Raw genomic sequence first — 25623 nt, 5'->3', positions numbered from 1 at the left:
GTACGGGTGACCCAGGACACTGTCAACGGCCGGTTAACAGCGCGGCTCTCCCGTAACCCTTCCGATGCTGTGGGAGCGCGACCATGCGTGGTTAAGCGCTCTCCGGAGCAGAATCGTGAGCGCAGGCCTGGCGGAGACGGGTGGGGGTGGCCGTACGCTTAACCGCGCAAGTGACGGGCTGTACGGTTCATCACGAGGGCCCCGGGCGCGCTGATCGGCCGCCGGGGCCGTTGCAGTAGCGTGACAGCCGCCGGCCAGCCCGGCGGCGCAGGACTCGCCCCCGAGGGGCCGGACAAGTGGAGGAGCACGCCGGTGAAGCGGCCGACCATCGCCGATGTCGCCCGGCGGGCCGGGGTCTCCAAGGGCGCGGTGTCCTACGCGCTGAACGGGCAGCCCGGCGTGTCCGAGGCGACCCGCCAGCGGATCCTGGCCATCGCCGCCGAGATCGGGTTCAGCCCGAGCAGCGCGGCCCGGGCGCTCTCCGGCGCCACCGCCAAGGCGGTCGGCCTGGCCCTGTGCCGGCCCGCCCGGATACTGGGCATCGAGCCGTTCTTCATGGAGCTGATCAGTGGCGTCGAGGCCGAGCTGTCGGCCCGCTCGTACGCGCTGACCCTCCAGGTGGTGGCCGACCAGGAGGCGGAGATCGCGGTCTACCGCCGGTGGTGGGCCGAGCGGCGGGTGGACGGCGTCTTCGTCTGCGACCTGCGCACCGACGACCGGCGGGTGCCCGCGCTGGAGGAGCTGCAACTGCCGGCGGTGGTGATCGGCGGGCCCGGCCACACCGGCAGCCTGGCCAGCGTCTGGTCCGACGACGCGGCGGCACTGGTGGAGACCGTGGAATACCTGGTCGCCCTCGGGCACCGGCGGATCGCCCGGGTCGGCGGCCTGCCCTCGCTGCTGCACACCGAGATCCGCACCGACGCGTTCACCGAGGTGTGCCGCCGGTTGGGGCTGGACGACGCGACCACGGTCTGGTCCGACTACACCGGCGAGGAGGGCGCCCGGGCCACCCGCCGGCTACTCAGCTCCGCCAACCGGCCCACCGCGGTGATCTACGACAACGACGTGATGGCGATCGCCGGGCTCTCCGTCGCCCAGGAGATGGGCCTGGCGGTGCCGGGCGACCTGTCCATCGTGGCCTGGGACGACTCCCCGCTCTGCCAGCTGGTGCACCCGCCGCTGACCGCGCTGGGCCGGGACATCCCGGCGTACGGGGCGCACGCCGCGCGGCAGCTGCTCGCGGTGATCGCCGGCGAGCCGGTCACCGGCCTCCAGGACGAGACGGCGCACCTGACCCCGCGCGGCAGCACCGCACCGCCCCGCCCCCGATGAACCGGTTCAGCAATCACTGAACGGCCAGCTCAACGCGGGGTGGACGGAAACTCCTCGAACCATGCCTCGACCCGCTCGGCGGGGGCCGGCCGGGCCAGCGCGAACCCCTGCCCGTAGCGGCACCCGGCGCGGCGGGCCCCGGCCACCTGGGCGTCCGACTCCAGCCCCTCGACGATCACCTCCAGGCCGAGCCGGTCGCCCAGGTTGGCCACCACGTCGATGAGCGGGCGTTGCCCGTCGGGCGCCGGCCCGACCAGGTGCGGGCCGACCTTCAGCAGGTCGATGGGGAGCCGGCGGAGCTGCGCGAGGGACGCGTGCTCGGCGCGGAAGTCGTCCAGCGCGGTGCGCACCCCGAGCGAGCGGAGGCCGGCGAACCGGGCCACCACCGTGGGCAGCTCGGCGGCGACAACCGGCTCGGCCACCTCCACCACCAGGCGCTCCGGCGGCACCTCGTATGCGGCCAGTGCGGTCGCCGTGCGGGCCACGAAGTCCGGCGCGGCCAGCTCGCGGGGCGTCACGTTCACCGCCATCCACAGCTGCCGGCCGTCGGACCAGTCGGCGAGCTGCCGGCAGGCCCGGTCCAGCACCCACCGCCCGACCTCGCCGAGCAGGTCCAGGTCCGCCGCGACCGGCAGCAGCTCCTCCGGAAGCACCGTGCCGAGCACCGGACTGCGCCAGCGCAGCAGCGCCTCGGTGCCCACCGGCAGCCGGTCCGCCAGGGTCAGCACCGGCTGGTAGACCAGGTCCAGCTCGCCCCGGGCCACCGCGCCGGGCAGCTCCCGTTCCAGGTCGAGCCGGCGGACGAGCTGCTCCTCCAGGTACGCGTCGTACCACTCGACCCGGTCCCCGCCGAGCTGCACCGCGCGCCGCCGGGCCAGCTCGGCCTGGCGCAGCACGTCCTCCGGATCGCCACCGGTGGTCTCGGCCAGCCCGACACCGACCCGCAGCCGGCTCGGCCCGCCGGCGGACGGGTACGGCGCGGCCAGCGCGGCCACCAGCCGGGTGCCAAGCGCGTACGCGAGCACCGGCCCGACGTCCGTGAGCACGGCGAACTCGGTGCCGCCGAGTCGGGCCACCAGGTCGTCCGGGCCCCGACCGGCGCCGAGCCGGCGGGCGGCCTCGGCCAGCACTGGAGCGCCCACGCCCGTCCCGTCGTCGAGGCCGAGCAGGTCGACGACGAGGAGTGCGCCACCCTCCCGGCCGACGAGCCGGCGCAGCAGCTCATGCCGGTCCGCCAGCCGGGTGAGCGGCTCCGCGCCGCCATCCGGGACGGCCAGCCGGACCTCGCCGACGAGCGCCCGCAGGCGGGCCTCGTGGGCGGCCAGCCGCTCGGCGCGGCGGCGGTGGTCGGCGGCCGCGAGGACCTCGCGGAGCACCATCGGCGGGATGACCGCCAGACCGAGCGCCATCGCGGGGGCGGTGAACTCCCCGACCGTCCACAGGTGGTACCCGGCGGCGAGCGCCGCGATGCCGGCCGGCGCGGTCAGCCCGGGCCAGGCGGCCGGCGGGCCGGCGGGTCCGGCGCGCTCTCCGGCGGCGGTACGCCGGGCACCGGCCTCGGTGAGCAGCGCGCCGAGCAGCAGCGGCGGGACCACGGCGACGGTGGCCCCGGCGGGCGCGTCGTAGGCGAGCAGCGCCACGAGCAGGGCGAGACCGGCGAGGGTGGCCGCGGCACCGCCGAGGCAGCGGGCCGCGCCGGGCCGGCGCCGCCGCTCGGTCAGCGCGCCCACCAGCAGCACGGCCAGCCCGATCGCGCCGCCGACCGTGGCGACCCGGGCCGCCGGGGGCACCGGACCGGGCGGCAGCAGCACCACGCCCGCGAAGAGCAGGCTGATCCCCAGGCCGAGAACGTCGACGGTCCGGCGGAGCCGTTCCGCCCCGGAGAGCCCGGACCGCCCGGGGAAGCGGAGCAGTGCCAGCGCGTACAGCGGGCTGCTGAGGGCGAGACCGCCCAGCGCCACCGGCAGCCGGTACGACGAACCGGTCACCGGCAGCACGGCCACGGTCAGCCCGGTGACCAGTACGGCCCCGTCGAGGAGCGCCGCGACCCGGCGGGAGAGGGCGCCCCGGGCGCCACGGCCGGCGAGTGCCGGTGCCGGTTCGGCGCCGTCGGGAGCGCGGGACGCGAGGGCTGAGCCGGGCGCGGAGGCGGCGGGCGAGCCGGGGGCGGCTGAGCCGGACGCGCGAGCGGCGGCTGGGCCGGGCACCGCGGGCAAGGTGGGCGCGGGGGCCGACGGGGCGCCGGCGAGCCGGGCGAGCCGGACGCAGGCCAGGGCGCAGCCGACGGCGACGGCGAGCGCCGCGGCGGACCGGGCCGGAACGAGGCCGACGGCACCGGCCAGGACGAACAGCGCGCCGGCGAGCGCCACGAGGAGTTCGGGCAGTGGCGGTCGGCGACGCGGGTCGCCGGAGAGGTGGGTGACGGGCACGGCGGTCGCCTTCGTGAGGGGGCACGGGGCGGTGCGGTTGCGGAGCGACGTGCGGGGTCAACGGTCGAAGGTCGGGGCGACGGAACGTGGACGACGCCGGGCGGGTGCCCGCGCGGCCACGCCTGACAACGATCCCGGACGCGGGCAGCTATGGGACCGAGGAGTGACCTCGCTCACATCAATGCCGTGAGCCACGGTCGTTCCGCCCGCCCGGACCGGTGCCGGCGGGGGGTGCGATCATCGGGGGGTGAGCCGCGCCGACACCCTCCGCTTCCGCCACAACCAGGCGATCCTGGTCGCCGCGATCGTCGCGTTCATCGGCGCGCTGCCGCTGGCCACCGCCCGCTGGTGGCTGCTCTGGGTGCTGCTGGTCCCGCTCGCGGTCGCGATCTGGGCCTGGCGGGCCGGCACCGACGCCGACGCCCGGGAGCTGCGGCTGCGGGCGCTCGTGGGGCAGCGGCGGATCCCATGGACACGGGTCGCCGAGCTGACCGCCGACGCCCGCGGTCGGGCAGTCGCCCGGCTCGACGACGGCGAACTGCTCGTGCTCCCCGCGGTGCGCGCCGCCGACCTGCCCCGGCTGATCTCGGCCACCGGTCAGCGGCTGACCGACAACGCCGGCTGAGCCCGTCGCGGCGGAAACCCCGCCGGTCAATAGCCGTCTACGACCCGGTTCACCATCGGCTCCCCGGCCACGAAGCGGCGGAGCTGCTCTCCCACCAGCCGGTACGCCCGCGGCAGCAGACCCCGTACCGAGCCGGCCACGTGTGGGGTGAGCAGCACGTTCGGCAGCTCCCACAGGGGATGGTCGGCGGGCAGCGGCTCGGGGTCGGTCACGTCCAGCGCGGCCCGCAGCCGGCCGGAGGCCAGCTCGGCGACCAGCGCCGGGGTCCGCGCCACCGGACCGCGCGCCGCGTTCACCAGCAGCGCGCCGTCCGGCATCGCGGCGAGGAACTTCTCGTCGACCAGGCCGCGGGTCTGCTCGGTGAGCGGCACCAGCAGCACCACCACGTCCGCCTCGGGCAGCAGCGCGGGCAGCTCGTCCACCCCGTGCACGCCCTCGGCCGGTCGCGGCGTACGGGCGACCAGGGTGAAGGTGACCTCGAACGGGGCCAGCCGGGCGCGGACCGCCGCACCGATCGAGCCGGAGCCGACGATCAGCACCCGCTTGCCGGCCAGCTCGTCGGTCGGGGCCACCTCGCCGTACGCCCACTCGCGGCGGGCCTGCGCGCGGGCCAGCGGGGCGAAGCCCCGCAGGGCGGACAGGATCGCGGCGACGACCCACTCGGCGGTGGCCGAGTCGTGCACGCCCCGGGCGTCGCAGAGCGTCACCCCGCCGGGGACGCGTCCCACCCAGGCGTCCGCCCCGGCGGAGAGGAGCTGCACCACCGCCAGGTCGGGCAGCTCGGCCAGCAGGGCGCCGGCCTCCGGGCCGGCGAGGAAGGGCGGCACCCAGAACCGCACGCCGGCCGGGGACGACGGGAGCCGGGTGGGATCCTCCAGCAGCTCCACGGTCACCCCAGGCAGGTCGCCGAGGAGGGCCTGACCGGCGCGGTGCGGAATCCATACCTTCACGACCGCCGACGATAGCCGTCCACCGGTTCCGGCCGACCGGCGACGGGGTATCGGGGACCGTGACCGTGGCCCCAGGGCCGCTCCGGGCGGCGGACGTACCGGGTATAACCGAGGACGGGACGCTGTTGGGCGTCCCGTCTCCCGAGACAGGTGGCGATGACCGAGCAGACGCGCGACCGGCCGGCCCCGCCGCCACCGGCGCTGGCCGACCCGGAGCGGCTGCGCGCGCTCGCGGAGACCCGGCTCGACGCGGTGCCCGACGAGGCCTTCGAACGGTTCGCGCGGCTGGTCGGCACCCTGCTCGAGGTGCCGGTCGCGCTGGTCTCGCTGGTCTCCGAAGACCGCCAGTTCTTCCCCGGCGCGGTGGGGCTCCCCGAACCGTGGGCGGACCGGCGGGAAACCCCGCTCAGTCACTCGTTCTGCCAGCACGTGGTCGACCTCGAAGTGCCGATGGTGCTGCCGGACGCCCGGCTGCACCCCCGGGTACGGCACAACCCGGCGATCGAGGACCTGGGCGTGATCGCGTACGCCGGGATGCCGCTGACCGACCTGGAGGGACGGGTCCTCGGCTCGCTCTGCGCGATCGACAGCAAGCCCCGCGCCTGGACCGCGGAACAGCTGCGTACCCTCGCCGACCTGGCCGCCGCCTGCTCCTCGGAGCTGCGCCTGCGGATCGCCGTCGACAGCGCGGACCAGGCCCGCCGCCACGCCGAGGAGGCGCACGACCGGCTAGCCATGCTGGCCGGCATGAGCGAAACGCTGGGCGGCACCCTCGACGTCGGCACGGCGGTGGAGTGGCTCGGGCGCGCCATGGTCCCGCTGCTGGCCGACTGGTGCCTGGTCACCCTGGTCGACCCGGCCCGCCGGCCCCGGACCGTGTGGGCGCGCCACCGCGACCCCCGGCACGCCGGGGACATGGCCCGGTTCGCCGAGCTGCTGACCACGAGGCTCGGTCCGGAGTCGATCATCCGCTCGGTGCTGCGTACCGGACGGCCGGTCCTGCACCGCGCGGCCGCCCTCGCGGACGTCGAACGGGGCACCACCGGCCCGGAGCTGGCGCCGCTGGCCGCCCGCCTCGGTTTCGGGTCCCATCTGAGCGTGCCGGTCCCCGGGGGTGGCGGGCGGGCCATCGGCTGCATCACCCTGGTCAACGGCCCCGACCGTCGGCCCTTCGACGAGAGCGACCTGCGCACCGCGCTGGACATCGGCCGCCGGGCCGGTCAGGCCGTCGGCAACAGCCGGATGTACGGCGAGCAGCGGCACGTCGCCGAAGTGCTCCAGCACAGCATGCTGCCCACCCTGCCGGTCGTACCGGGCATGGAGCTGGCCGCCCGCTACCTGCCGGTCGCCGACCGGGTCGAGGTCGGCGGCGACTGGTACGACGCCTTCGTCCAGCCCGACGGGGAGCTGATCGCCGCGATCGGCGACGTGGCCGGGCACGACATCGAGGCGGCCGCGACCATGGCCCAGCTGCGCAACCTGGTGCGGGGCGACGCGTACGGCCGGACGGACCCGGTCGAGGAGCTGATGACCCATCTCGACCGGGCGATCCACGGACTCGCCATCCCGACCGTCGCCACCGTCACGCTGGCCCGGGTGCGCCGGACGGAACACGGCGGGCTCCGGATCTCCTGGTGCAGCGCGGGGCACCCGGCGCCGCTGCTGGTCCACGCCGACGGTCGGGTCGCGGTGCTCGACCGGGCCCGGGAGCCCCTGCTCGGCCTGACCCGGCCGTCCCGCCGGACCAGCCGTGAACTGCTCCTCTCCCCCGGGGACACCCTGCTGCTGCACACCGACGGGCTGATCGAGCGCCGGGACCGGACGCTTGACGAGGGGCAGGCCGAGCTGGTCGAGCGGCTCGCCGGCACCGCGGCGCTCCCCCTCGCCGAGCTCTGCGACCGGCTGCTCGCCCGGGCCCACCGCTGGGAGGACGACATCGCCCTGCTCGCGCTGCGTGCCGGCTGACCGCTCCGTTCCGGCTAGGCTGGGCCGGGTGAGCGCGCGTCCCCCGTACCCCCGCATCCGCCGTCTCCGGGCGGCGCTGGCGGCGTCGTGCGCGGCGCTGCTGCTGAGCACCACCGGCTGCGCCTTCGGCGAGCCCGACCCCGACCCGGCCGGTGAGCCGCCGAACCTGCCCACGCCTTCCGGGTCGGCGAGCCCGGGCGGCGCCGGTCAGCAGGTGGTCGCCACCGTGCTGGCCAAGGGGCTGGCGGTGCCGTGGGGGATCGCCTTCCTCCCCGACGGCGGCGCGCTGGTGACCGAGCGGGACAGCGGCCGGATCCTCCAGGTCGGCCCGGAGTCCGGGCCGGAGGGGATGAAGGTCTCCGTGGTGCAGACCATCGCGGACGTGGCGGCCGGCGGTGAGGCCGGGCTGCTCGGCATCGCGGTCTCCCCGGCCTACACGAAGGACCGCACGGTCTTCGTCTACTACACCACCGCGCAGGACAACCGGATCGCAAAGCTGGAGCTGGGCAGGCCGCCCACGCCGATCCTCACCGGCATCCCGAAGGCCTCGACCCACGACGGCGGCGGCCTCGGCTTCGGCCCGGACGGCTACCTCTACGCCAGCACCGGCGACGCCGGGAGGCAGCCCGCCGCGCAGGACCCGAAGAGCCTCAACGGCAAGATCCTCCGCCTCACCCGGGACGGCAAGCCGGCACCCGGCAACCCCACTCCGGGCTCCCCGGTCTGGTCGCTGGGGCACCGCAACGTTCAGGGCTTCGCCTGGACGGAGAACCGCCGGATGCACGCGGTGGAGTTCGGCCAGAACACCTGGGACGAGATCAACCAGATCGACAAGAGCGGCAACTACGGCTGGCCCCAGGTCGAGGGGCGCGCCGACGACAAGCGGTACGTCAACCCGATCGTGCAGTGGCGCACCTCCGACGCCTCCTGCTCCGGGCTGGCCGCGGTGGAACGTCTGCTGGTCACCGCCTGCCTCCGGGGCCAGCGACTCTGGCTGGTCGAGCTGACCGCGAACGGCGGCGTGTTCGGTCAGCCCCGCGAACTGCTCACCGGCAAGTACGGTCGACTCCGGGCGGCCGCGGTCGCCCCCGACGGCTCGGTCTGGGTGAGCACCTCCAATCGCGACGGCCGGGGCAAGCCGGCCGCCGAGGACGACCGGATACTGCGGCTGGTCTTCGCCGACGGCGGGGCCGGGCGCAGCTGACCGGCGACGGCTCCAGGTCGCCACGCGGCGCACCGAACCGGTGGGAAGGGCGACGCTTCCCTCGGGTTTGCCAAGATCCCTCATCGGGCAGGACAGAATCTCAGCATGGACGGCCAGGAGAACGAGCAGCGTGACACCGGGGCGGAGGCCGCCCCGGAGACCGGGCGTGCCCGCCGCTGGGCGTTCCGACCGTGGCGGGGCGAGCGGTCCCGGACCCGGCTGCGCCGACTCGGCGCGGTGCTGGCCCTGCTGGTGGTCACACTGACCGGCATCGTGGCCGGCACGTACGCCGGTGGGCACCTGGGGACGGACATCGGGCCGTTCCGCGCACAGCTCAGCCTGAGCCCGTCGCTGAGCGGCGGCACCACGGTCGACATCCCGCCGCTGGGGGCGCTGAAGCTCGACAGCCACAACGGCCCGGCGTACCTGACGGTAGAGCTGGGCGCCCTCGACCAGCGGCGGACCGAGGCGTTGATCGACGACCCGGCAAGCATCAGCCGGGCCAGCCAGTCGGCGGTCGACGACGTCCGCACCGGGGTGATGCGCCTCGGGCTGAAGACGCTCGCCTCCTCGGTGCTGGCCACCCTGCTCCTGGCCGGGCTGGCCTTCCGGGACGTACGCCGGATGGCCTGGGCCGGCGGGCTGGCGCTGGTGATCACCGCCGGCAGCCTCGGGCTGGCCGCCGCCACCATCCGCCCGCAGGCGATCGAGGAACCCCGTTACGAGGGGCTGCTGGTCAACGCGCCGGCGATCGTGGGTGACGCGCGACGGATCGCGAACGACTACACCAAGTACGCCGAGCAGCTCCAGCGGCTGGTCGGCAACGTCAGCAAGCTCTACACCACGGTCTCCTCGCTGCCGGTGTACCAGCCGGCGCCCGGCACCACCCGGGTGCTGCACGTCTCCGACATGCACCTCAACCCGACCGGTTGGCAGCTCATCCGGACGGTCGTCGAGCAGTTCGGCATCGACGTGGTGATCGACACCGGGGACATCACCGACTGGGGCAGCGAGCCCGAGGCGTCCTTCGTCGGCTCGATCGGCCTGCTCAAGAAGCCGTACGTCTACATCCGTGGCAACCACGACTCGGCGCGGACCGCCGCGGCGGTGGCCCAGCAGCCGAACGCGATCGTGCTGAACAACTCCACGGTCACCGTCTCCGGGCTGACCATCGCCGGCATCGGCGACCCCCGGTTCACCCCCGACAAGGAGACCTCCCCGGCCGGCAGCGGGCTGACCAAGCAGGTCGCCGACCAGGTGATCGGGGCCGGTGAGCAGCTCGCCACTACGGCGGAGAACTCGCCGACGAAGGTGAACATCGCACTGGTGCACGACCCGGCCTCGTCCGGGCCGCTCTCCGGCACCTGCCCGCTCGTGCTGGCCGGCCACACCCACGCCCGCCAGGTCTCCAAGCTGCCGCAGGTGCCCGGGAAGCAGCCGACCCAGCTGATGGTGGAGGGCTCCACCGGCGGTGCCGGCCTGCGCGGCCTGGAGGGCGAGAAGCCCACCCCGCTGACCATGACGGTGCTCTACTTCGACCAGCAGAAGCTGCTGCAGGCGTACGACGACATCACCGTGGGCGGCACCGGGCAGTCGCAGGTCAACCTGGAACGGCACGTGATCCGGGACCCGACGAAGGGTGACCAGGTGCCGGTGACCCCGACCCCGACCCGGGGCGGTCCGGAGTCCCCGAGCCCGACCCTGAGCGGGAGCCCCAGCCCCACCACCACCGGCTGACCCGGCCCACACGGGCCGGGCCACGCCCCACGGCCCGGTCGGGTGCCGGCCGCCGTCAGCGCAGCGACAGCGCGGCCAGGGCCGCGTTGACGATGCTGCCGGGCAGCAGGTCGTGCAGCTCGTACAGCTCCTGGACGCTGCCGGACTGGCCGAACTCGTCCACCCCGAGCGGCACCGCCGGGGCGCCGAGCGCGGAGCCGAGCCAGGCCATCGCGTGCGAGGCGGCGTCGTGCACGGTCACCACCGGCACCCGGTCGGCGAACGCCGACCGGAGCGCGCCGGGCACGCTCGGCACGGTCGCGGTCCGCACGCCCTGCCGCAGGGTCCGCTGCCAGGCCCGGTAGAGCCGGTCCAGCGAGGTGACGTCCACGACGTGCGCGGCCACGCCCTCCTCCGCCAGCTCCGCGGCGGCCGCGAGGACCTCGGGCAGCACCGCGCCGGAGGCGGCGAGCTGCACGACCGGGGCGTCCGCCAGGTGCGGGTACGCCTCGTGCGCGTCGACCAGCCGGTACGCGCCGGCCACCACCTGCCGGCGCAGCACCGCGTCGCCGATCCGGGTCCGGGCCGCCTCGAACGGCGCCTGGTCGATCGGCCGGGTGCTGAGCCGGAAGTAGTACGCCCCGTCCTCGGCCGGCGCGGCGGTGGCGGCCGGCGCCGCTCCCCCGGCGATCTGGCCGAGCGCGTCGCAGAGCAGCCAGTCGAGGCTGCCGGCGTACGCGGGCTCGACGAAGGTGACGCCGGGCAGTTCCAGGCCGACGGAGGCGGTGATGGTGGACTGGTGGGCGCCGCCCTCCGGGGCGAGGGTGATGCCGGATGGGGTGCCGGCCACCACGAACCGGGAGCCGGAGTAGGTGCCGTAGAGGAACGCGTCCAGGCCGCGCAGCACGAACGGGTCGTAGACCGTGCCGACCGGCAGCAGCGGCTGGCCGGACAGGTCCCAGGAGAGGCCGAGCTGACCGAGCAGCAGGAACAGGTTCATCTCGGAGATGCCCAGCTCGATGTGCTGGCCGGCAGGGGTCTCCGTCCAACGCAGCATCCGGTCCTCGGTCCAGGAGCGCTGCTCGGTGGGCGCGAAGACCCCGGTCTTGTTGATGAACCCGGCCAGGTTGGTGGAGGTGGCCACGTCCGGCGCGGTGGTCACCAGGTAGGGCGCCACCTGCGGGTCGCGGGCCAGGTCGACCAGCACCCGGCCGAAGACCTCCTGGGTGGAGACCGGCTTGTTCGCGCGTACCCGGGTGGTCTCCGGGACGGTGACGCCCAGCGCCCGCTCGCGCGGCGCGCGGGACAGCGCCTCCCGGCGCTCGCCGGCCCGGATGCCGGCCGGGGACGCCGGGTCGAGGCGGTCCCACTCGGTCTCGCGGTTGAGGCCGTTGAACTCGCGCAGCGCGTCGACCTGCTCGGTGGTGAGCAGCGCCGAGTGGTTGCGCGGGTTGCCGGCGATCGGCAGCCCCCACCCCTTGACCGTGTACGCGAAGACCACGCTGGGCCGGTCGGTGACCGCGTCGCACTGGGCGTACGCGTCGAGCATGGCCTCCAGGTCGTGCCCGCCGAGGTCGGTGACGAGCGGGCCCAGCTCGTCGTCGGGAATGTCGGCGATGAACTCCGCGATCCCGGCCGGCGCGCCGTCCAGGAACTGCTTGCGCAGGGCCGGCCCGGCCAGCCCGAACAGCGACTGGTACTGCTCGTTCGGCATCAGGTCGATCCAGTCGCGCAACGCCTCCCCGCCCGGCCGGGCGTACGCCTCGGCGAGCTTGCGGCCGTACTTGACCTCGACGACGTGCCAGCCGGCGGCCTCGAACTGGCCGCGCCACTGGTTGATGCGGATCCCGGGGACGACCCGGTCCAGCGACTGGCGGTTGAAGTCGACCAGCCACATCACGTTGCCCAGGCCGGTGGTGGCCGGGTCGGCGACCGCCTCCCAGATGTTCCCCTCGTCCAGCTCGGCGTCGCCGATCAGCGCGACGAACCGGGAGTGCGGGCGCGCGCCGAAGTGGGCGTCGACGTAGCGGCGGGTGACCGCGGCGAACAGCGGCGCGGCGGCGCCGAGGCCGACCGAGCCGGTGGAGAAGTCCACCGCGTCCGGGTCCTTGGTCCGCGACGGGTACGACTGGAGCCCCCCGCGCGCCCGCAGCTTCGGCAGGTACGACCGGTCCAGGTTGCCGAGCAGGTACTGGATGGCGTGGAAGACCGGCGAGGCGTGCGGCTTGACCGCGACCCGATCCTCGGCGTCCAGGTGGGCGAACCAGAGCGCGGTCATCGCGGTGACCAGGGAGGCGCTGGACGCCTGGTGGCCGCCGACCTTCACCCCGTCGCCGGTGTTCCGGTCGTGGTTGGCCGCGTCCACGATCCGGGTGGCGAGCCAGAGCACCCGCCGCTGGATCTCGTCGAGGACGTCGAGGTCGTGCTGGTTCACGGTGACTCCATCCGGGCGTCGTCGTTGACGCCGTGCCGAGGGGGTTGCGGGGTGGCCGCGTACTCGAAAAGGACGGGAGGCCGCCGCCGGGTCACGACGGCGGCCTCCCGGGCGGGTCTCAACCCTGGGCGCCGAGGCGCGCCAGGATCAGCTCGCGGACGGTCTTGGCGTCCGCCTGGCCGCGGGTGGTCTTCATGACCGCGCCGACCAGCGCGCCGGCCGCCGCGACCTTGCCACTGCGGATCTTGTCGGCGACGTCCGGGTTGGCGGCGATCGCCTCGTCGACGGCGGCGGTGAGCGCGCCGGTGTCGGAGACCACCTCCAGGCCCCGGTTGGTCATGATCTCGGTCGGCGAGCCCTCGCCGGCCACCACGCCCTCCAGGACGGTACGGGCCAGCTTGTCGTTGAGCTTGCCGGCGTCGACCAGGCTCTGCAGCTCGGCGACCTGCCCCGGGGTGGCACCGACGTCGGCCAGTTCCACGCCGCTCTCGTTGGCCCGCCGGGACAGCTCGCCCAGCCACCACTTGCGGGCGGCGGCAGGGGTGGCCCCGGCGGCGACGGTGGCCTCGATCAGCTCGACCGCGCCGGCGTTGACCACCGACTGCATGTCGAGGTCGGACAGGCCCCAGTCCTGCTGGATCCGCTTGCGCCGCAGCCGCGGCAGCTCCGGCAGGGCGGCCTTCAGCTCGGCCACCCAGGCGGTGTCCGGCGCGAGCGGCACCAGGTCCGGCTCCGGGAAGTAGCGGTAGTCGGTGGCGGTCTCCTTGGACCGGCCGGGGGTGGTGTCCCCGGTGTCCTCGTGGAAGTGCCGGGTCTCCTGGGTGATCCTGCCACCGGCGTCGAGCACGGACGCCTGGCGCAGCATCTCCGAGCGGACCGCCCGCTCGACCGAGCGCAGCGAGTTGACGTTCTTGGTCTCAGTACGCGTGCCCCACTCCTCGCCCGACCTGTTCAGCGAGGTGTTGACGTCGCAGCGCAGCGAGCCCTCCTCCATCCGGACGTCGGAGACGCCCAGGGAGCGGATCACGTCGCGCAGCTCGGTGACGTAGGCCCGGGCCACCTCCGGCGCGAGCGCGCCGGTGCCGGGGATCGGCCTGGTGACGATCTCGACCAGGGGGATGCCGGCCCGGTTGTAGTCGACCAGCGACTCGGTGGCGCCGTGGATCCGGCCGGTGGCGCCGCCGACGTGCAGCGTCTTGCCGGTGTCCTCCTCCAGGTGCACCCGCTCGATGCCGATCCGCACGGTCTCGCCGTTGATCTCGACGTCCAGGTAGCCGTCAACGCAGAGCGGCTCGTCGTACTGGCTGATCTGGAAGTTCTTCGGCATGTCCGGGTAGAAGTAGTTCTTCCGGGCGAACCGGCACCACTCGGCGATGGAGCAGTTCAGCGCGAGGCCGATCCGGATCGTCGCCTCGATGGCCGCCTTGTTGGCCACCGGCAGCGAGCCGGGCAGGCCCAGGCAGACCGGGCAGACCCGGGTGTTCGGCTCGCCGCCGAAGTCGGTCGGGCAGCCGCAGAACATCTTGGTGTTCGTGCCCAGCTCGACGTGGGTCTCCAGGCCGATCACCGGTTCGTAGCGCGCGACGACCTCGTCGTACGCGGGCAGTGTCGTCGTCATCTGAGCTCCAGGCGCGATCCGGACAGAACCGTTCCAGCCTAATGGGGCTGGGTGCGGTCACCTCCCCCGGGTTTCCATCCACGCCGGTACCCGCTGCGGCCCGCCCGGGGAACCGTCCCCGGGCGGGCCCGGGATCAGCGCTCCTCGACCACCCCGAGGTAGATCACCTGCGGGTCGGCCGGGTTGAAGGCGACGCCGGCGATGCCGTCGTGGGGGTTGTGCTGCGAGGTCAGCCGGCCGGTCGACGCGTCGTACCGGTAGAGGTCGGTTCCGTAGCCGCCGAACCAGGTGCCGTACGCGAAGTACAGCACCTCCGGGTCGACCGGGCTGGGCCAGAGCGGGGTGCCGTTGATCAGCGTCGGACCGGCGCCGTCGAGCACCGACGCGAAGCTGCGCCCCCCGTCGGTCGAGCGCCAGATGTGCCGGGCGGAGTTGTCGTTCTGGCTGAGGTCGTAGCCCTCCAACCACACCGTGCGCGGATCGGCCGGGGAGAAGGCGACGGAGAAGCCGTTCGAGCGCGGGGTGGCACCGACCCCGGACGACCTGGTCCAGCTCTGGCCGCCGTCGAACGTCACGTAGCTGCCGTTGCCCATGGTGCCGACGATGACGTGGGCCCGGTCGGCGGGGTCGACGGCCGCCTTGTAGACGTACTCGTTCTGGCCGGCCGGCAGCCCCACGGCGGTCCAGGTGGCGCCGCCGTCACCGGAGTCGTAGATCTGCCCGGCCTTGCTGACCGCCCGCAGCACCCGCGCGTCGGTCCGGTCCACCGACAGCGCGGCCACGCCGTCGGCCGGCACCGGGCCGGCGACCTCGACGACCTGGTCGCCCTGCACCCGGTAGACCGGCTGTTCGTTGATGCCGTACGCGTACGCGGTGCCGTTCGGCCCGGCGGCCAGGTCGTACGTCGCCAGGTTCAGCTCGGTGCCGGCGATCTGCTGCCAGGTGCAGCCGGCGTCGGTGGACCGCTGGATCGACCTCTTGGCGATGGACACCAGCGTGTTCGGCGTGTCCAGCGCGACCAGCCGGGGGTACGCCACGGGGCTGACCGCGGTCGCGGTCGGCGCCAGGAAGGCCCCGTCGTTGCGGGTGAAGGTCACCGAACCGTCGCCCTGCACCACGCCGCACTGCGGGCGGTGCCAGCCGTCGGCGGCGGCGGGGGCGGCGGCGAGGAGGTCGGCGGCACCGGCGACCGTGACGGCCAGCGCGAGTACGCCGCTCAATCGGGAGAGGATCATGATGCATGTCTAGACGTGGACATGCGCCGATCGCCAGAGTTTCGGCTGTCCGAGCCCGGCCATGGCCTGGATCGGACAGCCGCGGAGGGGGCCGGATGTTCGAGTCGTTGGGGCTGACCCCGGTGGAGGAGTCGGTCTACCTGGCGCTGCTGCGCCGGCGGCAGTCGAGCGTGCCGGAGCTCGCCCAGCAGGTCGGCGAGAGCCTGCGGGCGGTGCGCGCGGCGACCGACCGGTTGGCGGATCTCGGCTTCGTCAGCCGGCTCGTCGGCTCCGGCACCCGGCTGCTCGCGACCCGCCCCGACGTCGCCGTGAACGCCCTGGTCGTCCGCCGCACCGAGGAGTTCGCGGCGGCCCGCCGAGCCGCCGAGCGGATCGCGGAGGAGTTCCCGCAGGAGCTGCAGGCCAGCCCGGACGAGCTGCTCGAGATCGTCACCGGCCGGGCCGCCGTGGAGGCCCAGTTCGTCCAGCTCACCCACGGGGTCACCAGTGAGCTGCTGGTCCTCGATCGCCCGCCGTACGCGCAGGAGGTGGCGGCCGCGAACGTGTCCGAGAACCAGCTGCTCGGCCGGGCGGCCAAGGTGCGCGGGATCTACGCCCCGGAGGCGTTCGAGCTGCCCGGCGCCTTCGAACAGGCGATGGCCTCCGTGGCGGCCGGGGAACAGGCCCGGGTGCACACGGACGTGCCGCTGAAGCTGGCGATCGGCGACCGCTCGGTGGCGTTGCTGCCGTTGGCCAGTGAGCGGGCCGTGGACGCCGCGCTGGTGATCCGCGCGCCGCTGGTGGTGTCGGCGCTGGTGAAGCTCTTCGAGATGCTGTGGGCGCAGGCCACCCCGCTGCCGGTCTGGGACCCGGAACAGTCCGCGACCGGGGGCGACGAGCTGGACCTGCGGCTGCTGGGGCTGCTCGCCACCGGGCTCAAGGACGAGGCCATCGCCCGGGAGCTGGGCGTGAGCGTACGCACCCTGGGCCGCCGCGCGTCCGCCCTGCTGACCGCCCTCGGCGCCCGTACCCGGTTCCAGGCCGGGTTGCAGGCCGGGCGACGCGGCCTGGCCTGATCCCCGGATCGGGGCCCGGGTACGCCACCGGCGCCGGCGGAGATCCGCCGGCGCCGGTGAACCGCGTCGTGCGCTACAGCGCCGGCGGGGTGAACGTGCCCACCGTGGACTCCAGCGCCGCGGCGACCCGGTACATCCGGTCGTCGGCCATGGTCGGGGCCATGATCTGGAGACCGACCGGGAGTCCCTCGGAGAGCCCGCACGGGACCGAGATGGCCGGTCCGCCGTACAGGTTGGTCGGGATGGTGAACAGGTCGGCCAGGTACATCTGGTACGGGTCGGAGGTACGCGCCCCGATCGGGAAGGCCACGAACGGCGTGGTCGGCGAGATCAGCGCGTCCACCTGCTCGAACGCGGCGTTGAAGTCGCGCGTGATCAGGGTGCGGACCTTCTGCGCCTGGCCGTAGTAGGCGTCGTAGTAGCCCGAGGAGAGGGCGTACGTGCCGATCATGATGCGCCGCTTCACCTCGGGGCCGAAGCCGGCCTCGCGGGTCAGCGACATGACCTCCTCCAGCGACCGGTTGCCGTCGTCGCCGACCCGCAGGCCGAACCGGACGCCGTCGAACCGGGCCAGGTTGGAGGAGCACTCGCTCGGCGCGATCAGGTAGTACGCCGGCAGCGCGTACTTGAAGTGCGGGCAGGACACCTCGACGATCTCGGCGCCCAGCTTGGCCAGGGCCTCGACCGACTCGCGGAACGCCGCCATCACGCCCGGCTCGGCGCCCTCGCCGGTGAACTCGGTGACCACACCGAGCTTCACCCCGGTCAGGTCGCCGGTCGCGCCGAGCCTCGCCGCGCCCACCACGTCCGGCACCGGGGCCGGGATGGAGGTGGAGTCGCGCGGGTCGTGGCCGCCGATAACCTGGTGCAGCAGCGCGGCGTCCAGCACGGTACGCGCGCACGGGCCGGGGGTGTCCAGGGACGAGGAGAACGCCACCAGGCCGTACCGGGAGGTGCCGCCGTAGGTGGGCTTCGCGCCGACGGTGCCGGTGACCGCGCCCGGCTGGCGGATCGAACCGCCGGTGTCCGAGCCGATCGACAGCGGCGCCTCGTACGCGGCCAGCGCCGCGGCGCTGCCGCCGCCGGAGCCGCCCGGGATCCGCTCCAGGTCCCACGGGTTACGGGTCGGCCCGTACGCGGAGTATTCCGTGGAGGAGCCCATCGCGAACTCGTCCATGTTGGTCTTGCCGAGCATCACCGTGCCGGCGGCGCGCAGCCGCTCGACGATGGTCGCGTCGTACGGCGGACGCCAGCCCTCCAGGATCTTCGACCCGACGGTGGTCGGCACGCCCTTGGTGGTGAGCACGTCCTTCACCGCGACCGGCACGCCCGCGAGGGGACCGAGCTCCTCGCCGGCGGCCCGGCGCTCGTCCACGCCCCGGGCGGCGGCCAGCGCGCCCTCGGTGTCGACGTGCAGGAAGGCGTGGACCTGGTCGTCCACGGCGGCGATCCGGTCCAGGTGGGCCCGGGTGACCTCGACCGCCGAGGTCTCGCCGGCGGCGACGAGGCCCGCGATCTCGCTCGCGGTCAGCTTGGTCAGGTCGCTCATGAAGCCACATCCTCGTCCAGGATCCGCGGGACGCGGAACCGCTGCTCCTCGGCGTCGGGCGCACCCGACAGCGCCTCCTGCGGGGTCAGCCCGGGCACCACCACGTCCTCCCGGAGGACGTTGGTCAGCGGCACCGAGTGGGACGTCGGCGGGATGTCCGCCGCGGCGACCTCGCCGACCTGGGCGACCGACTGGAGGATCACGTCCAGCTGACCGGCGAAGGTGTCCAACTCCTCCTCGGTGACGGCGAGCCGCGACAGTCGCGCGAGGTGCGCGACCTCCTCGCGGGAGATGGCGGCCATCGGGTGCCCCCTTCGTGGCTGTCCTGCTGTGTCTGCGGTGTGCCGGCCGCGCGCCCGACCGTGTCGATGACGCGCGGTGACCGGAGCGAGTCTATTGTCCCGCCGTCGCCCCGACGTCTCCGACTCCCCCGGCAACCCGTCCGCCGGCCGCCGCATCCGCCGCGGCACCGGCTCCGCGACCGCCGGGCCCGGCCGCCGATCAGCGGGCCGGACGGTGCGGTCCGTCGGCGTCGGCGCTCACCGTGGGGCGGACCGGGCGATACCGGGACAGCCAGGTGGCCAGCTCCTCGGCCGGCATGGGCCGGGCGTGGAACCAGCCCTGGGCCACGTCGCAGCCGGCCGCGTGCAGCAACCGCCAGGTGCGCTCGTCCTCCACGCCCTCGGCCACCACCCGCAGCCCGAGCGCCCCGGCCAGCTCGATCATCGACCGGACGATCGCCGCGTCGTCCGGGTCGTCGGCCATGCCGAGGACGAACGACCGGTCCACCTTCACCTCGGACAGCGGCAGCCGGCGCAGGTGCTGCAGGGACGAGTACCCGGTGCCGAAGTCGTCCAGCGCGATGCCGACGCCGATCCGGTGCAGCTGGGAGATGCTGGCCAGCACCCGCCGCGGGTCGGCCATCAGGGCGCCCTCGGTGATCTCCACCTGGAGCCGGTCGGGCCGGACGCCGTACCGGGCCAGCCGGTCGGCGATCTGCTCGGCGATCTCCCCGGTGTGCAGGTCCCGCACGCTGACGTTGAGCGCGGCGCGCAGCGTGATGCCCGCCGCCGACCACTTCGCCACCTGTTCCAGCACGTCGTCGACCACCCGACGGGTGAGCAGCCGCATCACCGCGCTCTGCTCGGCGACCTGGATCAGCTCCCCGGGGTCGACCATGCCCCGGCGCGGGTGCCGCCAGCGCAGCAGCGCCTCCACACCGACGACCTCGCCGGTAGCGATGGCGATCTGCGGTTGGTAGTACATGGTGATCTCGCCCGGGTCCCCGGCCGGGTCGGCGGTCGGGGCGTCGCCGCGCGGGCTGACGTGGGTGGCGGAGGCGTCGATCGGCTCGTCCTCCCGGTGGCCGCCGGCCGGCTCCGCCGGGGCCGCCGCCTCGGTCGCGCCCGCCGCCGCCTCGGTCGCGCCCGCCGCGGCGTCGGTCGCGCCCGCCGCGGCGTCGGTCGCGAGCGCGTGGGCGGACCGGCGGCGGATCGGGTCGGCGGCGGTGACGATCCGGTTGATCAGCTCGTCGTCGGGGCGGACCTCCACCCGCTCGCGGCGCCGGCGCAGCCAGCGCCGCCCCGGGGCGTCGCCGGCCTGCGCCGCCCCGCGGCCACCGTTGCGGGGCACGACGTCGCGCCGGCCCCCACGTTCCGGCCCGGCCAGTTCGGGGGCGGGGGCGAGAGCCGCGCCGTCGCCGCCGCGCACCCCGCCGGGCGGCTGCTCGACCGGCGCGCTCGGGGTGGACTCCAGCACCCGGCGCAGGTCGGCCAGGAGACTGAGCCGCTCGGCGGAGTTGTGGTCGGACTCGGCCGCGTACACGGCGACCGTGTCGTTGCGGTGCTTGGCGTCGTACATGGCCACGTCGGCGTGGCGCATCAGGGTGGCGAAGTCCTCGCCGTGCTCCGGGAAGATCGCGATGCCGATCGAGCCGCCGACGTCCAACGGCAACCCGTCCAGCGGGACCGGCTCGGCGAGCGCGGCGACCACCCGGTCGGCCAGCTCGCGGGCCTCGTCGACGCCGGTGAGCCGGGGCACGACGATGGCGAACTCGTCGCCGCCGAGGCGGGCCAGCAGCTCGCGCTCCCCCACCACGTCGGCCAGCCGGGCGCTCACCTCGACCAGCAGCCGATCCCCCACCGCGTGCCCGAGGGCGTCGTTGACGTGCTTGAACCGGTCCAGGTCGAGCAGCAGCAGGGCGAGGTGGGCGTCCGGCTCGCCCCGGGCCGCCCGCTCGGCGTGCAGGTGCACCTGCTCGGCCACCTCGGTCAGCAGCGCCTTGCGGTTGGGCAGGCCGGTGAGCGGGTCGAGGGCGGCCAACTGCTCCCGCTCGGCGGAGAGCCGAGCCATCCGGTAGACGGCGAAGAGCGGCACCAGCACCAGCGGGATCAGCGCGGCGCTGGCTCGGGCGGCGGCCACCAGCACCGGCGCGAGCAGCAGCAGCGCGCCGGTGGAGAGCAGCTCGTACGCGAGGCCGAGGCGGACGGTGGGCCACCAGCGGTCGCCGAAGCGCAGCCGGATCGCCGAGCTGACCAGCGCGTAGTTCACCGCGAACCAGGCCGCGATGGCGGCGAACACCACCGCCACGTCGGTCCAGCGCAGCCGGCCGCCGTCGAAGAGGTGACCGGGCCCGAGCCGGGTGACCGCGTACGCGGCGGCGAGCGCGCAGGCGTACTGCGCGGCGTTGAACCCGGTGCGCCAGACGGCGTACCCCATCCGCCAGCCGGAGACGGCCACGGCCACGGCCTGCACGGCGACGGCCGGGCCGAGCCCCCAGCCGAGCAGGATGGCGAAGGTGAAGCAGGTCGACGGGAAGACCGCCGAGGTCTCCCGGCGGCCCGGCGGCACGAACGGCCGGGCGTCGCAGGCGACGGCGAGCGCGGCCATCGTCCAGAAGGCTGTCGGCAGGTCGGGCAGCCGGTCGGGCAGCCCGGCCAGCGGGCCGGCCGAGACCAGCACGGCCAGCGCGCCGATCGCCGCGACGAAGCCGAAGAACGCCGCCGCCCGGCCGGCTGGGACGGAGTTTCGCGGGTCGGCGGTCTCCATCGCGCACCTCCCGGGGACAGCGTGGCGTGCGTCGTTTCACACGCCGTACGACAATGAAACGCCCTCGGTGCCGATTTCCCCGACGCGACAGTCACGAATCGGTCGTAGTCGTAATTAAGTTGGAATACGCGACCAGGTCGCTTCAAGATTCACATTGCCCCGGCTCAGCCCTCGACGCGGGCCACCTCACGGGCCGCGTCCGGGCCGGACTCCAGCAGCACCCGGAAGCCGTCCTCGTCGAGGACCGGCAGCTTGAGGCTGGCCGCCTTGTCGGCCTTGGAACCGGGGTTGTCGCCGACCACCACGAAGCTGGTCTTCTTGGACACCGAACCGGTGACCTTGCCGCCCCGGCTCTGGATCGCCTCGGACGCCTGGTCGCGGCTGAACCCGGCGAGGGTGCCGGTGACCACCACGGTCAGCCCCTCCAGCGGACGCGGCCCCTCCTCGCCGGCCTCCTCGGCCATCCGTACGCCGGCCCGCCGCCACTTCTCGACCACCTCGCGGTGCCAGTCGACGGCGAACCACTCCTTGATGCTGGCGGCGATGGTCGGGCCGACGCCGTCCACCGAGGACAGTTCCTCCTCGCCGGCCGCCTCGATGGCGTCGATCGAGCGGAAGTGCCGGGCCAGGGCCTGCGCCGCCGTCGGGCCGACGTGCCGGATGGAGAGCGCGACGAGCACCCGCCACAGGTCCCGCTCCTTGGCCACGGCGAGGTTGTCCAGCAGCTTGGTGGCGTTGCTGCCGAGCGTGCCGTCCTTGTTGACGAAGAACGGCGAGCGGGCGAGCTGCTCGGCGTCGAGGGCGAAGAGATCGCCCTCGTCGTGGATGGTCCCGGCGTCGAGCAGCGCGGCGGCGCCCTTGTAACCGAGCACCTCGATGTCGAAGGCGCCCCGGCCGGCCAGGTGGAAGACCCGCTCCCGCAACTGGGCGGGGCAGCTGCGCGAGTTGGGGCAGCGGATGTCGACGTCCGCCTCCTTCTCCGGCCGCAGCGGGGTGCCGCAGGCCGGGCAGGTGGTCGGCATGACGAACGGACGGGCGTCGGTGGGCCGCAGGTCGACCACCGGGCCGAGCACCTCGGGGATGACGTCGCCGGCCTTGCGCAGCACCACGGTGTCGCCGATCAGCACGCCCTTGCGCTCGACCTCCTGGGCGTTGTGCAGGGTGGCCAGGGCGACCGTGGAGCCGGCCACCCGGACCGGTTCGAGCACGGCGAACGGGGTGACCCGGCCGGTGCGCCCGACGTTGACGTCGATGTCGAGCAGCTTGGTGGTCACCTCCTCGGGCGGGTATTTGAAGGCGATCGCCCAGCGCGGCGCGCGGCTGGTGGAGCCGAGCCGGCCCTGGATGGAGACCGGGTCGACCTTGACCACCACGCCGTCGATCTCGTGCTCGACGTCGTGCCGGTGCTCGCCGTAGTAGGCGATGTAGTCGGCCACGCCGGCCAGGTCGGGCACCACCCGCCAGCGGTCGCTGGTGGGCAGCCCCCAGGCCTTCAGCGCCGCGTACGACTCGGACTGCGCGGTCGGCTGGAAGCCCCGGCGGGCACCGATGCCGTGCACCACCAGGCGCAGCGGCCGGGACGCGGTGACCCGCGGGTCCTTCTGCCGCAGGCTGCCGGCCGCGGCGTTGCGCGGGTTGGCGAACGGCGCCTTGCCCTGCTCGACCAGGCCGGCGTTGAGGTCGGCGAAGGCGGCGACCGGGAAGTAGATCTCGCCCCGCACCTCGAGGAAGTCGGGCACGTCCGGGAAGTCGTCGGACGGGGTGAGCCGGGCGGGCACGTCCTTGATGCTGCGCACGTTGGCGGTGACGTCCTCACCGGTGCGACCGTCGCCCCGGGTCGCGGCCCGGACCAGCCGGCCCTTGTCGTAGGTGAGGTTGATGGCCAGGCCGTCGACCTTCAGCTCGCAGAGGTAGGGCACCGGGCCCCCGGCGTCCCGCTCGACCCGCTCACCCCAGGCGGCCAGCTCCTCGTCGGCGAAGGCGTTGTCCAGCGAGAGCATCCGCTCGGCGTGGGTGACCGGGGTGAAGTCGGTGGAGAAGGTGCCGCCGACCCGCTGGGTCGGCGAGTCGGGGGTACGCAGCGCCGGGTATTCGGCCTCCAGCGCCTCCAGCTCGCGCAGCTGCTGGTCGAACTCGGCGTCCGAGATGATCGGCGCGTCGAGCACGTAGTAGCGGTACTGGTGCTCGGTCAGCTCCTGGCTGAGCGTGGCGTGCCGCTCCCAGACCTCCGGGGTCGGCTCGGCGCCGGCCGCCGCCTCCTGGGCGGGGCTGACCGCCTGGGGAACCGCTTCTTCGGACACGCCGCCGCCTTCGGACACGCTGTCGACCTCCCGTGCTCGTGCTACCTCCGAACCGTAGCGGTCGGGGCTGACAACCGTCCCGCCAGCCGCCCTGACCAGGGGCGCGGACCGCCCCGCGCGGTCGCGCCGCCGGGCGGTGGGGGCCGGGCCGTGCGACGATCGCCGCACGGCGGTGGACCGCCACGGACGAGAGGCGGGGTACGCATGCCCGACGGGCTGCTCTGGGCGGCGCTGATCGTGGCCGCCGTCGCCGCCGGCTGGCTGTGGAGCGAGTGGCGCCGGCGGGCCGCCACTCGGCGGTCCGCACCGGCGGGCCGGCGGCCGGGGCGGGGCGGCGCGCCGCCGCGGCCCCGGGACGCCGGGCGGGGGCCGGCCGGCACGCCTCGCCCGGCCGAGGTCTGGTGGGCCGACGTGCCCTACGCCGACGGGACCGGTTCGAAGGTGCGCCCCTGCCTCGTACTGCGCGTCGACGGCCGGGACGCCGAGGTCCTGAAGATCACCAGCCAGGACAAGTCGGACCGGGACGACCATGTCCGCATCCCCACCCGGAGCTGGGACCGGGGCGCCGACCACGACAGCTGGCTGGACATCAGCGAACCGATCCCGATCCGGGCCACCGCCTTCGCGGACAAGGCCGGCGACTGCGACCCCGGACTGTGGAAGCAACTCCGCCGCCTCCCGCACCTCACCACCTGACCCAACCGGCACCGGGGTCAGTCGCGCGGTGCGGCCAGGGTGGTGAGTTGGTCGGCGTACTCGATGCGGGTGGACCAGTCGGCGGGCCAGGCGGCCATGCCGTGGGCGGCCCCGACGAAGGCGCCGGCGAGCGCCGCGATGGAGTCGGAGTCGCCGGCCGTGGTGGCGCCCCGGGCCAGCGCGCCGACCGGCTCGTCGGGGTGCCGCAGCGCGCAGAGCAGCGCGGTCACCAGGGCCTCCTCGGCGATCCAGCCCTCGCCGGTGAGCCGGCACGGATCCTCGCCGTCGTCCGGGCGGGCCAGGGCCGCGTCGAGCCGGCCCAGCACCCGCAGGCACTCGTCCCAGCCGCGGGCGATGAACTCCTCCGGCGTCCGCGCGCCGGGGCGCTGCCACAGGTCGCCCAGCCAGTCGCCCCGGTAGACGGTGCGCTGCTCGTGGGCCCGGGCGGTGAGCAGGCCGGGCAGGTCGGCCAGGGCGGCGCCGTCGCGCAGCAGCCGGACCGCGTACGCGGTCAGCTCGCTGGCCGCCAGGCCGGTCGGGTGCCCGTGGGTCAGGCCGGCCTGGAGCTGGGCCAGCCCGGCGAGGGTGTCGAGGTCGACGTCGAGCAGCCCGACCGGGGTGACCCGCATGTTGGCCCCGCACCCCTTCGAGCCGATCACCGTGGCCTCCTGCCAGCGGGTGCCCCGGTCCAACTCCGCGCACGCCCGCAGGCAGGTCATCCCGGGCGCGCGGTTGTTGTCCGGGCTGACCGACCACTCGACGAACCGCCGCCGCAGCAGCGGCTCCACCACCTCCGGCGTGTGCTCGGGCGCCTCGTGCAGCGCCCAGGCCACGGCCAGCGCCATCTGGGTGTCGTCGGTGACCAGCGCCGGGTCGTCGGTCAGCTCCCGAGGACCGGACGGGCCGTACCGCCCGACGATCTCGGTGACGGTGAGGAATTCGGTGGGCCTGCCCAGGGCGTCCCCGTAGGCGAGCCCGAAGAGCGAGCCGGAGGCGCGGCGCGGCGCGGAGTCGGTCACGATGGTGATCATGCCCGGCCGGCGCAAGGCCGCCGCCGGCGGTCAGTCCCAGCAGAGGCAGAACGGGTGGCCGGCCGGGTCGGCGTAGACCCGGAAACTCTCCCCTTCACCGGGCAGCCGCCGGGCGCCCAGCGCCAGCGCCGCCTTCTCCGCCGCCTCGATGTCGTCCACCGTCACGTCCAGGTGGAGCTGCTGCGGCCGTTCCGGGTCGGGCCAGTCGGGGGCACGCAGGTCGAGCGCCTTCTGGAAGGCGATCCGGGGCTGGTGCCCGGGCGGGCCGCCGAGCACCACCCAGTCGTCACCGTCGGAGTTGTCCTCGATCAGCGGGAGGCCGAGCAGCTCCGCGTAGAAGCCGGCCAGCGCGCGTGGGTCGGGACAGTCGATCACCGTGGAACGCAGCTGTCCAATCATGGCGGTCATCCTGCCCCGCCGGTACGACAGGAAACCC

At 74.6% G+C, this 25623-nt stretch carries 18 protein-coding genes; 7 read left to right on the top strand and 11 right to left on the bottom strand.

Translation table 11 applies throughout. The features are described from left to right. The first annotated feature begins 312 nt into the window (after nt 1-312). Nucleotides 313-1332 carry a LacI family DNA-binding transcriptional regulator gene (locus ACZ6S5_RS16855; RefSeq protein ID WP_466001279.1) on the top strand — a complete coding sequence of 340 codons (1020 nt, stop codon included), beginning with the start codon at nt 313-315 and terminating at the stop codon, nt 1330-1332. A 29-nt stretch (nt 1333-1361) separates the two neighbouring features. On the opposite strand, the gene ACZ6S5_RS16850 is transcribed toward ACZ6S5_RS16855, so the two are convergent. After that, nucleotides 1362-3761 (bottom strand): EAL domain-containing protein, encoded by a 2400-nt coding sequence (locus tag ACZ6S5_RS16850; protein WP_466001277.1) that lies wholly within the window; start codon nt 3759-3761, stop codon nt 1362-1364. Nucleotides 3762-4008: 247 nt separating this feature from the next. Between ACZ6S5_RS16850 and ACZ6S5_RS16845 the strand changes: the two genes are divergently transcribed. After that, nucleotides 4009-4386: a PH domain-containing protein gene (locus ACZ6S5_RS16845; protein ID WP_466001275.1), complete on the top strand. Its 378-nt coding sequence runs from the start codon at nt 4009-4011 to the stop codon at nt 4384-4386. Between the two features lie 26 nt (nt 4387-4412). On the opposite strand, the gene ACZ6S5_RS16840 is transcribed toward ACZ6S5_RS16845, so the two are convergent. Beyond that, nucleotides 4413-5336: a 2-hydroxyacid dehydrogenase gene (locus ACZ6S5_RS16840; RefSeq protein WP_466001273.1), complete on the bottom strand. Its 924-nt coding sequence runs from the start codon at nt 5334-5336 to the stop codon at nt 4413-4415. Nucleotides 5337-5492: 156 nt separating this feature from the next. Between ACZ6S5_RS16840 and ACZ6S5_RS16835 the strand changes: the two genes are divergently transcribed. From ACZ6S5_RS16835 to ACZ6S5_RS16825, 3 genes are all read left to right on the top strand, one after another. Then, nucleotides 5493-7301 (top strand): SpoIIE family protein phosphatase, encoded by a 1809-nt coding sequence (locus ACZ6S5_RS16835; RefSeq protein ID WP_466001271.1) that lies wholly within the window; start codon nt 5493-5495, stop codon nt 7299-7301. 28 nt (nt 7302-7329) lie between these two features. Further along, nucleotides 7330-8505: a PQQ-dependent sugar dehydrogenase gene (locus ACZ6S5_RS16830; RefSeq protein ID WP_466001269.1), complete on the top strand. Its 1176-nt coding sequence runs from the start codon at nt 7330-7332 to the stop codon at nt 8503-8505. Nucleotides 8506-8610: 105 nt separating this feature from the next. Then, nucleotides 8611-10242, top strand: coding sequence for a metallophosphoesterase (locus ACZ6S5_RS16825; protein WP_466001267.1), 1632 nt, complete (start codon nt 8611-8613; stop codon nt 10240-10242). 55 nt (nt 10243-10297) lie between these two features. Here ACZ6S5_RS16825 and ACZ6S5_RS16820 read toward each other — a convergent pair whose 3' ends face one another. From ACZ6S5_RS16820 to ACZ6S5_RS16810, 3 genes are all read right to left on the bottom strand, one after another. Beyond that, nucleotides 10298-12655, bottom strand: a complete 2358-nt coding sequence (locus ACZ6S5_RS16820; protein WP_466001265.1) for a transketolase-like TK C-terminal-containing protein — start codon at nt 12653-12655, stop codon at nt 10298-10300. A 118-nt stretch (nt 12656-12773) separates the two neighbouring features. After that, entirely contained in the window at nt 12774-14273 is a 1500-nt protein-coding gene (gene gatB, locus ACZ6S5_RS16815) for an Asp-tRNA(Asn)/Glu-tRNA(Gln) amidotransferase subunit GatB (protein WP_466001263.1), read from the bottom strand. Nucleotides 14274-14407: 134 nt separating this feature from the next. Next, nucleotides 14408-15508: a WD40/YVTN/BNR-like repeat-containing protein gene (locus tag ACZ6S5_RS16810; protein WP_466001261.1), complete on the bottom strand. Its 1101-nt coding sequence runs from the start codon at nt 15506-15508 to the stop codon at nt 14408-14410. A gap of 95 nt (nt 15509-15603) precedes the next feature. Between ACZ6S5_RS16810 and ACZ6S5_RS16805 the strand changes: the two genes are divergently transcribed. Continuing rightward, complete coding sequence (locus ACZ6S5_RS16805) at nt 15604-16563, top strand: helix-turn-helix domain-containing protein (RefSeq protein ID WP_466001259.1); 960 nt, start codon at nt 15604-15606, stop codon at nt 16561-16563. 73 nt (nt 16564-16636) lie between these two features. On the opposite strand, the gene gatA is transcribed toward ACZ6S5_RS16805, so the two are convergent. From gatA to ligA, 4 genes are all read right to left on the bottom strand, one after another. Further along, the gene (gene gatA / locus ACZ6S5_RS16800; RefSeq protein WP_466001257.1) at nt 16637-18112 is read right to left on the bottom strand and encodes an Asp-tRNA(Asn)/Glu-tRNA(Gln) amidotransferase subunit GatA; all 1476 of its coding nucleotides are present in this window, start codon (nt 18110-18112) and stop codon (nt 16637-16639) included. Further along, nucleotides 18109-18414 carry an Asp-tRNA(Asn)/Glu-tRNA(Gln) amidotransferase subunit GatC gene (gene gatC / locus ACZ6S5_RS16795; RefSeq protein WP_091190253.1) on the bottom strand — a complete coding sequence of 102 codons (306 nt, stop codon included), beginning with the start codon at nt 18412-18414 and terminating at the stop codon, nt 18109-18111. Before gatC ends, gatA begins: the two co-directional genes overlap by 4 nt. 199 nt (nt 18415-18613) lie before the next feature. Further along, on the bottom strand, nt 18614-21160 hold the full coding sequence (locus ACZ6S5_RS16790) for a putative bifunctional diguanylate cyclase/phosphodiesterase (protein ID WP_466001255.1): 2547 nt from the start codon (nt 21158-21160) through the stop codon (nt 18614-18616). Nucleotides 21161-21324: 164 nt separating this feature from the next. Beyond that, nucleotides 21325-23460, bottom strand: coding sequence for an NAD-dependent DNA ligase LigA (gene ligA, locus ACZ6S5_RS16785; protein WP_466001253.1), 2136 nt, complete (start codon nt 23458-23460; stop codon nt 21325-21327). Between the two features lie 204 nt (nt 23461-23664). On the opposite strand from ligA, the gene ACZ6S5_RS16780 reads away from it, so the two are divergent. After that, nucleotides 23665-24156 (top strand): type II toxin-antitoxin system PemK/MazF family toxin, encoded by a 492-nt coding sequence (locus tag ACZ6S5_RS16780; protein WP_466001251.1) that lies wholly within the window; start codon nt 23665-23667, stop codon nt 24154-24156. Between the two features lie 17 nt (nt 24157-24173). Here ACZ6S5_RS16780 and ACZ6S5_RS16775 read toward each other — a convergent pair whose 3' ends face one another. After that, nucleotides 24174-25187, bottom strand: a complete 1014-nt coding sequence (locus ACZ6S5_RS16775) for an ADP-ribosylglycohydrolase family protein (RefSeq protein WP_466001249.1) — start codon at nt 25185-25187, stop codon at nt 24174-24176. A gap of 30 nt (nt 25188-25217) precedes the next feature. Further along, nucleotides 25218-25586, bottom strand: coding sequence for a VOC family protein (locus tag ACZ6S5_RS16770; protein WP_466001247.1), 369 nt, complete (start codon nt 25584-25586; stop codon nt 25218-25220). Between the last annotated feature and the right edge of the window lie 37 nt (nt 25587-25623).

Source organism: Micromonospora sp. NPDC051924 (assembly GCF_055586005.1).
This window is presented reverse-complemented; position numbering and strand designations above follow the sequence as displayed.

Excerpts from the sequence above, each read along its gene's own strand:
- ACZ6S5_RS16835 (WP_466001271.1), top strand. The coding sequence starts at position 5,493 with ATGACCGAGCAGACGCGCGACCGGCCGGCCCCGCCGCCACCGGCGCTG.
- ACZ6S5_RS16825 (WP_466001267.1), top strand. The coding sequence starts at position 8,611 with ATGGACGGCCAGGAGAACGAGCAGCGTGACACCGGGGCGGAGGCCGCC.
- gatB (WP_466001263.1), bottom strand. The coding sequence starts at position 14,273 with ATGACGACGACACTGCCCGCGTACGACGAGGTCGTCGCGCGCTACGAA.
- ACZ6S5_RS16810 (WP_466001261.1), bottom strand. The coding sequence starts at position 15,508 with ATGATCCTCTCCCGATTGAGCGGCGTACTCGCGCTGGCCGTCACGGTC.
- ACZ6S5_RS16805 (WP_466001259.1), top strand. The coding sequence starts at position 15,604 with ATGTTCGAGTCGTTGGGGCTGACCCCGGTGGAGGAGTCGGTCTACCTG.
- gatA (WP_466001257.1), bottom strand. The coding sequence starts at position 18,112 with ATGAGCGACCTGACCAAGCTGACCGCGAGCGAGATCGCGGGCCTCGTC.
- gatC (WP_091190253.1), bottom strand. The coding sequence starts at position 18,414 with ATGGCCGCCATCTCCCGCGAGGAGGTCGCGCACCTCGCGCGACTGTCG.
- ACZ6S5_RS16790 (WP_466001255.1), bottom strand. The coding sequence starts at position 21,160 with ATGGAGACCGCCGACCCGCGAAACTCCGTCCCAGCCGGCCGGGCGGCG.
- ACZ6S5_RS16780 (WP_466001251.1), top strand. The coding sequence starts at position 23,665 with ATGCCCGACGGGCTGCTCTGGGCGGCGCTGATCGTGGCCGCCGTCGCC.
- ACZ6S5_RS16775 (WP_466001249.1), bottom strand. The coding sequence starts at position 25,187 with ATGATCACCATCGTGACCGACTCCGCGCCGCGCCGCGCCTCCGGCTCG.
- ACZ6S5_RS16770 (WP_466001247.1), bottom strand. The coding sequence starts at position 25,586 with ATGATTGGACAGCTGCGTTCCACGGTGATCGACTGTCCCGACCCACGC.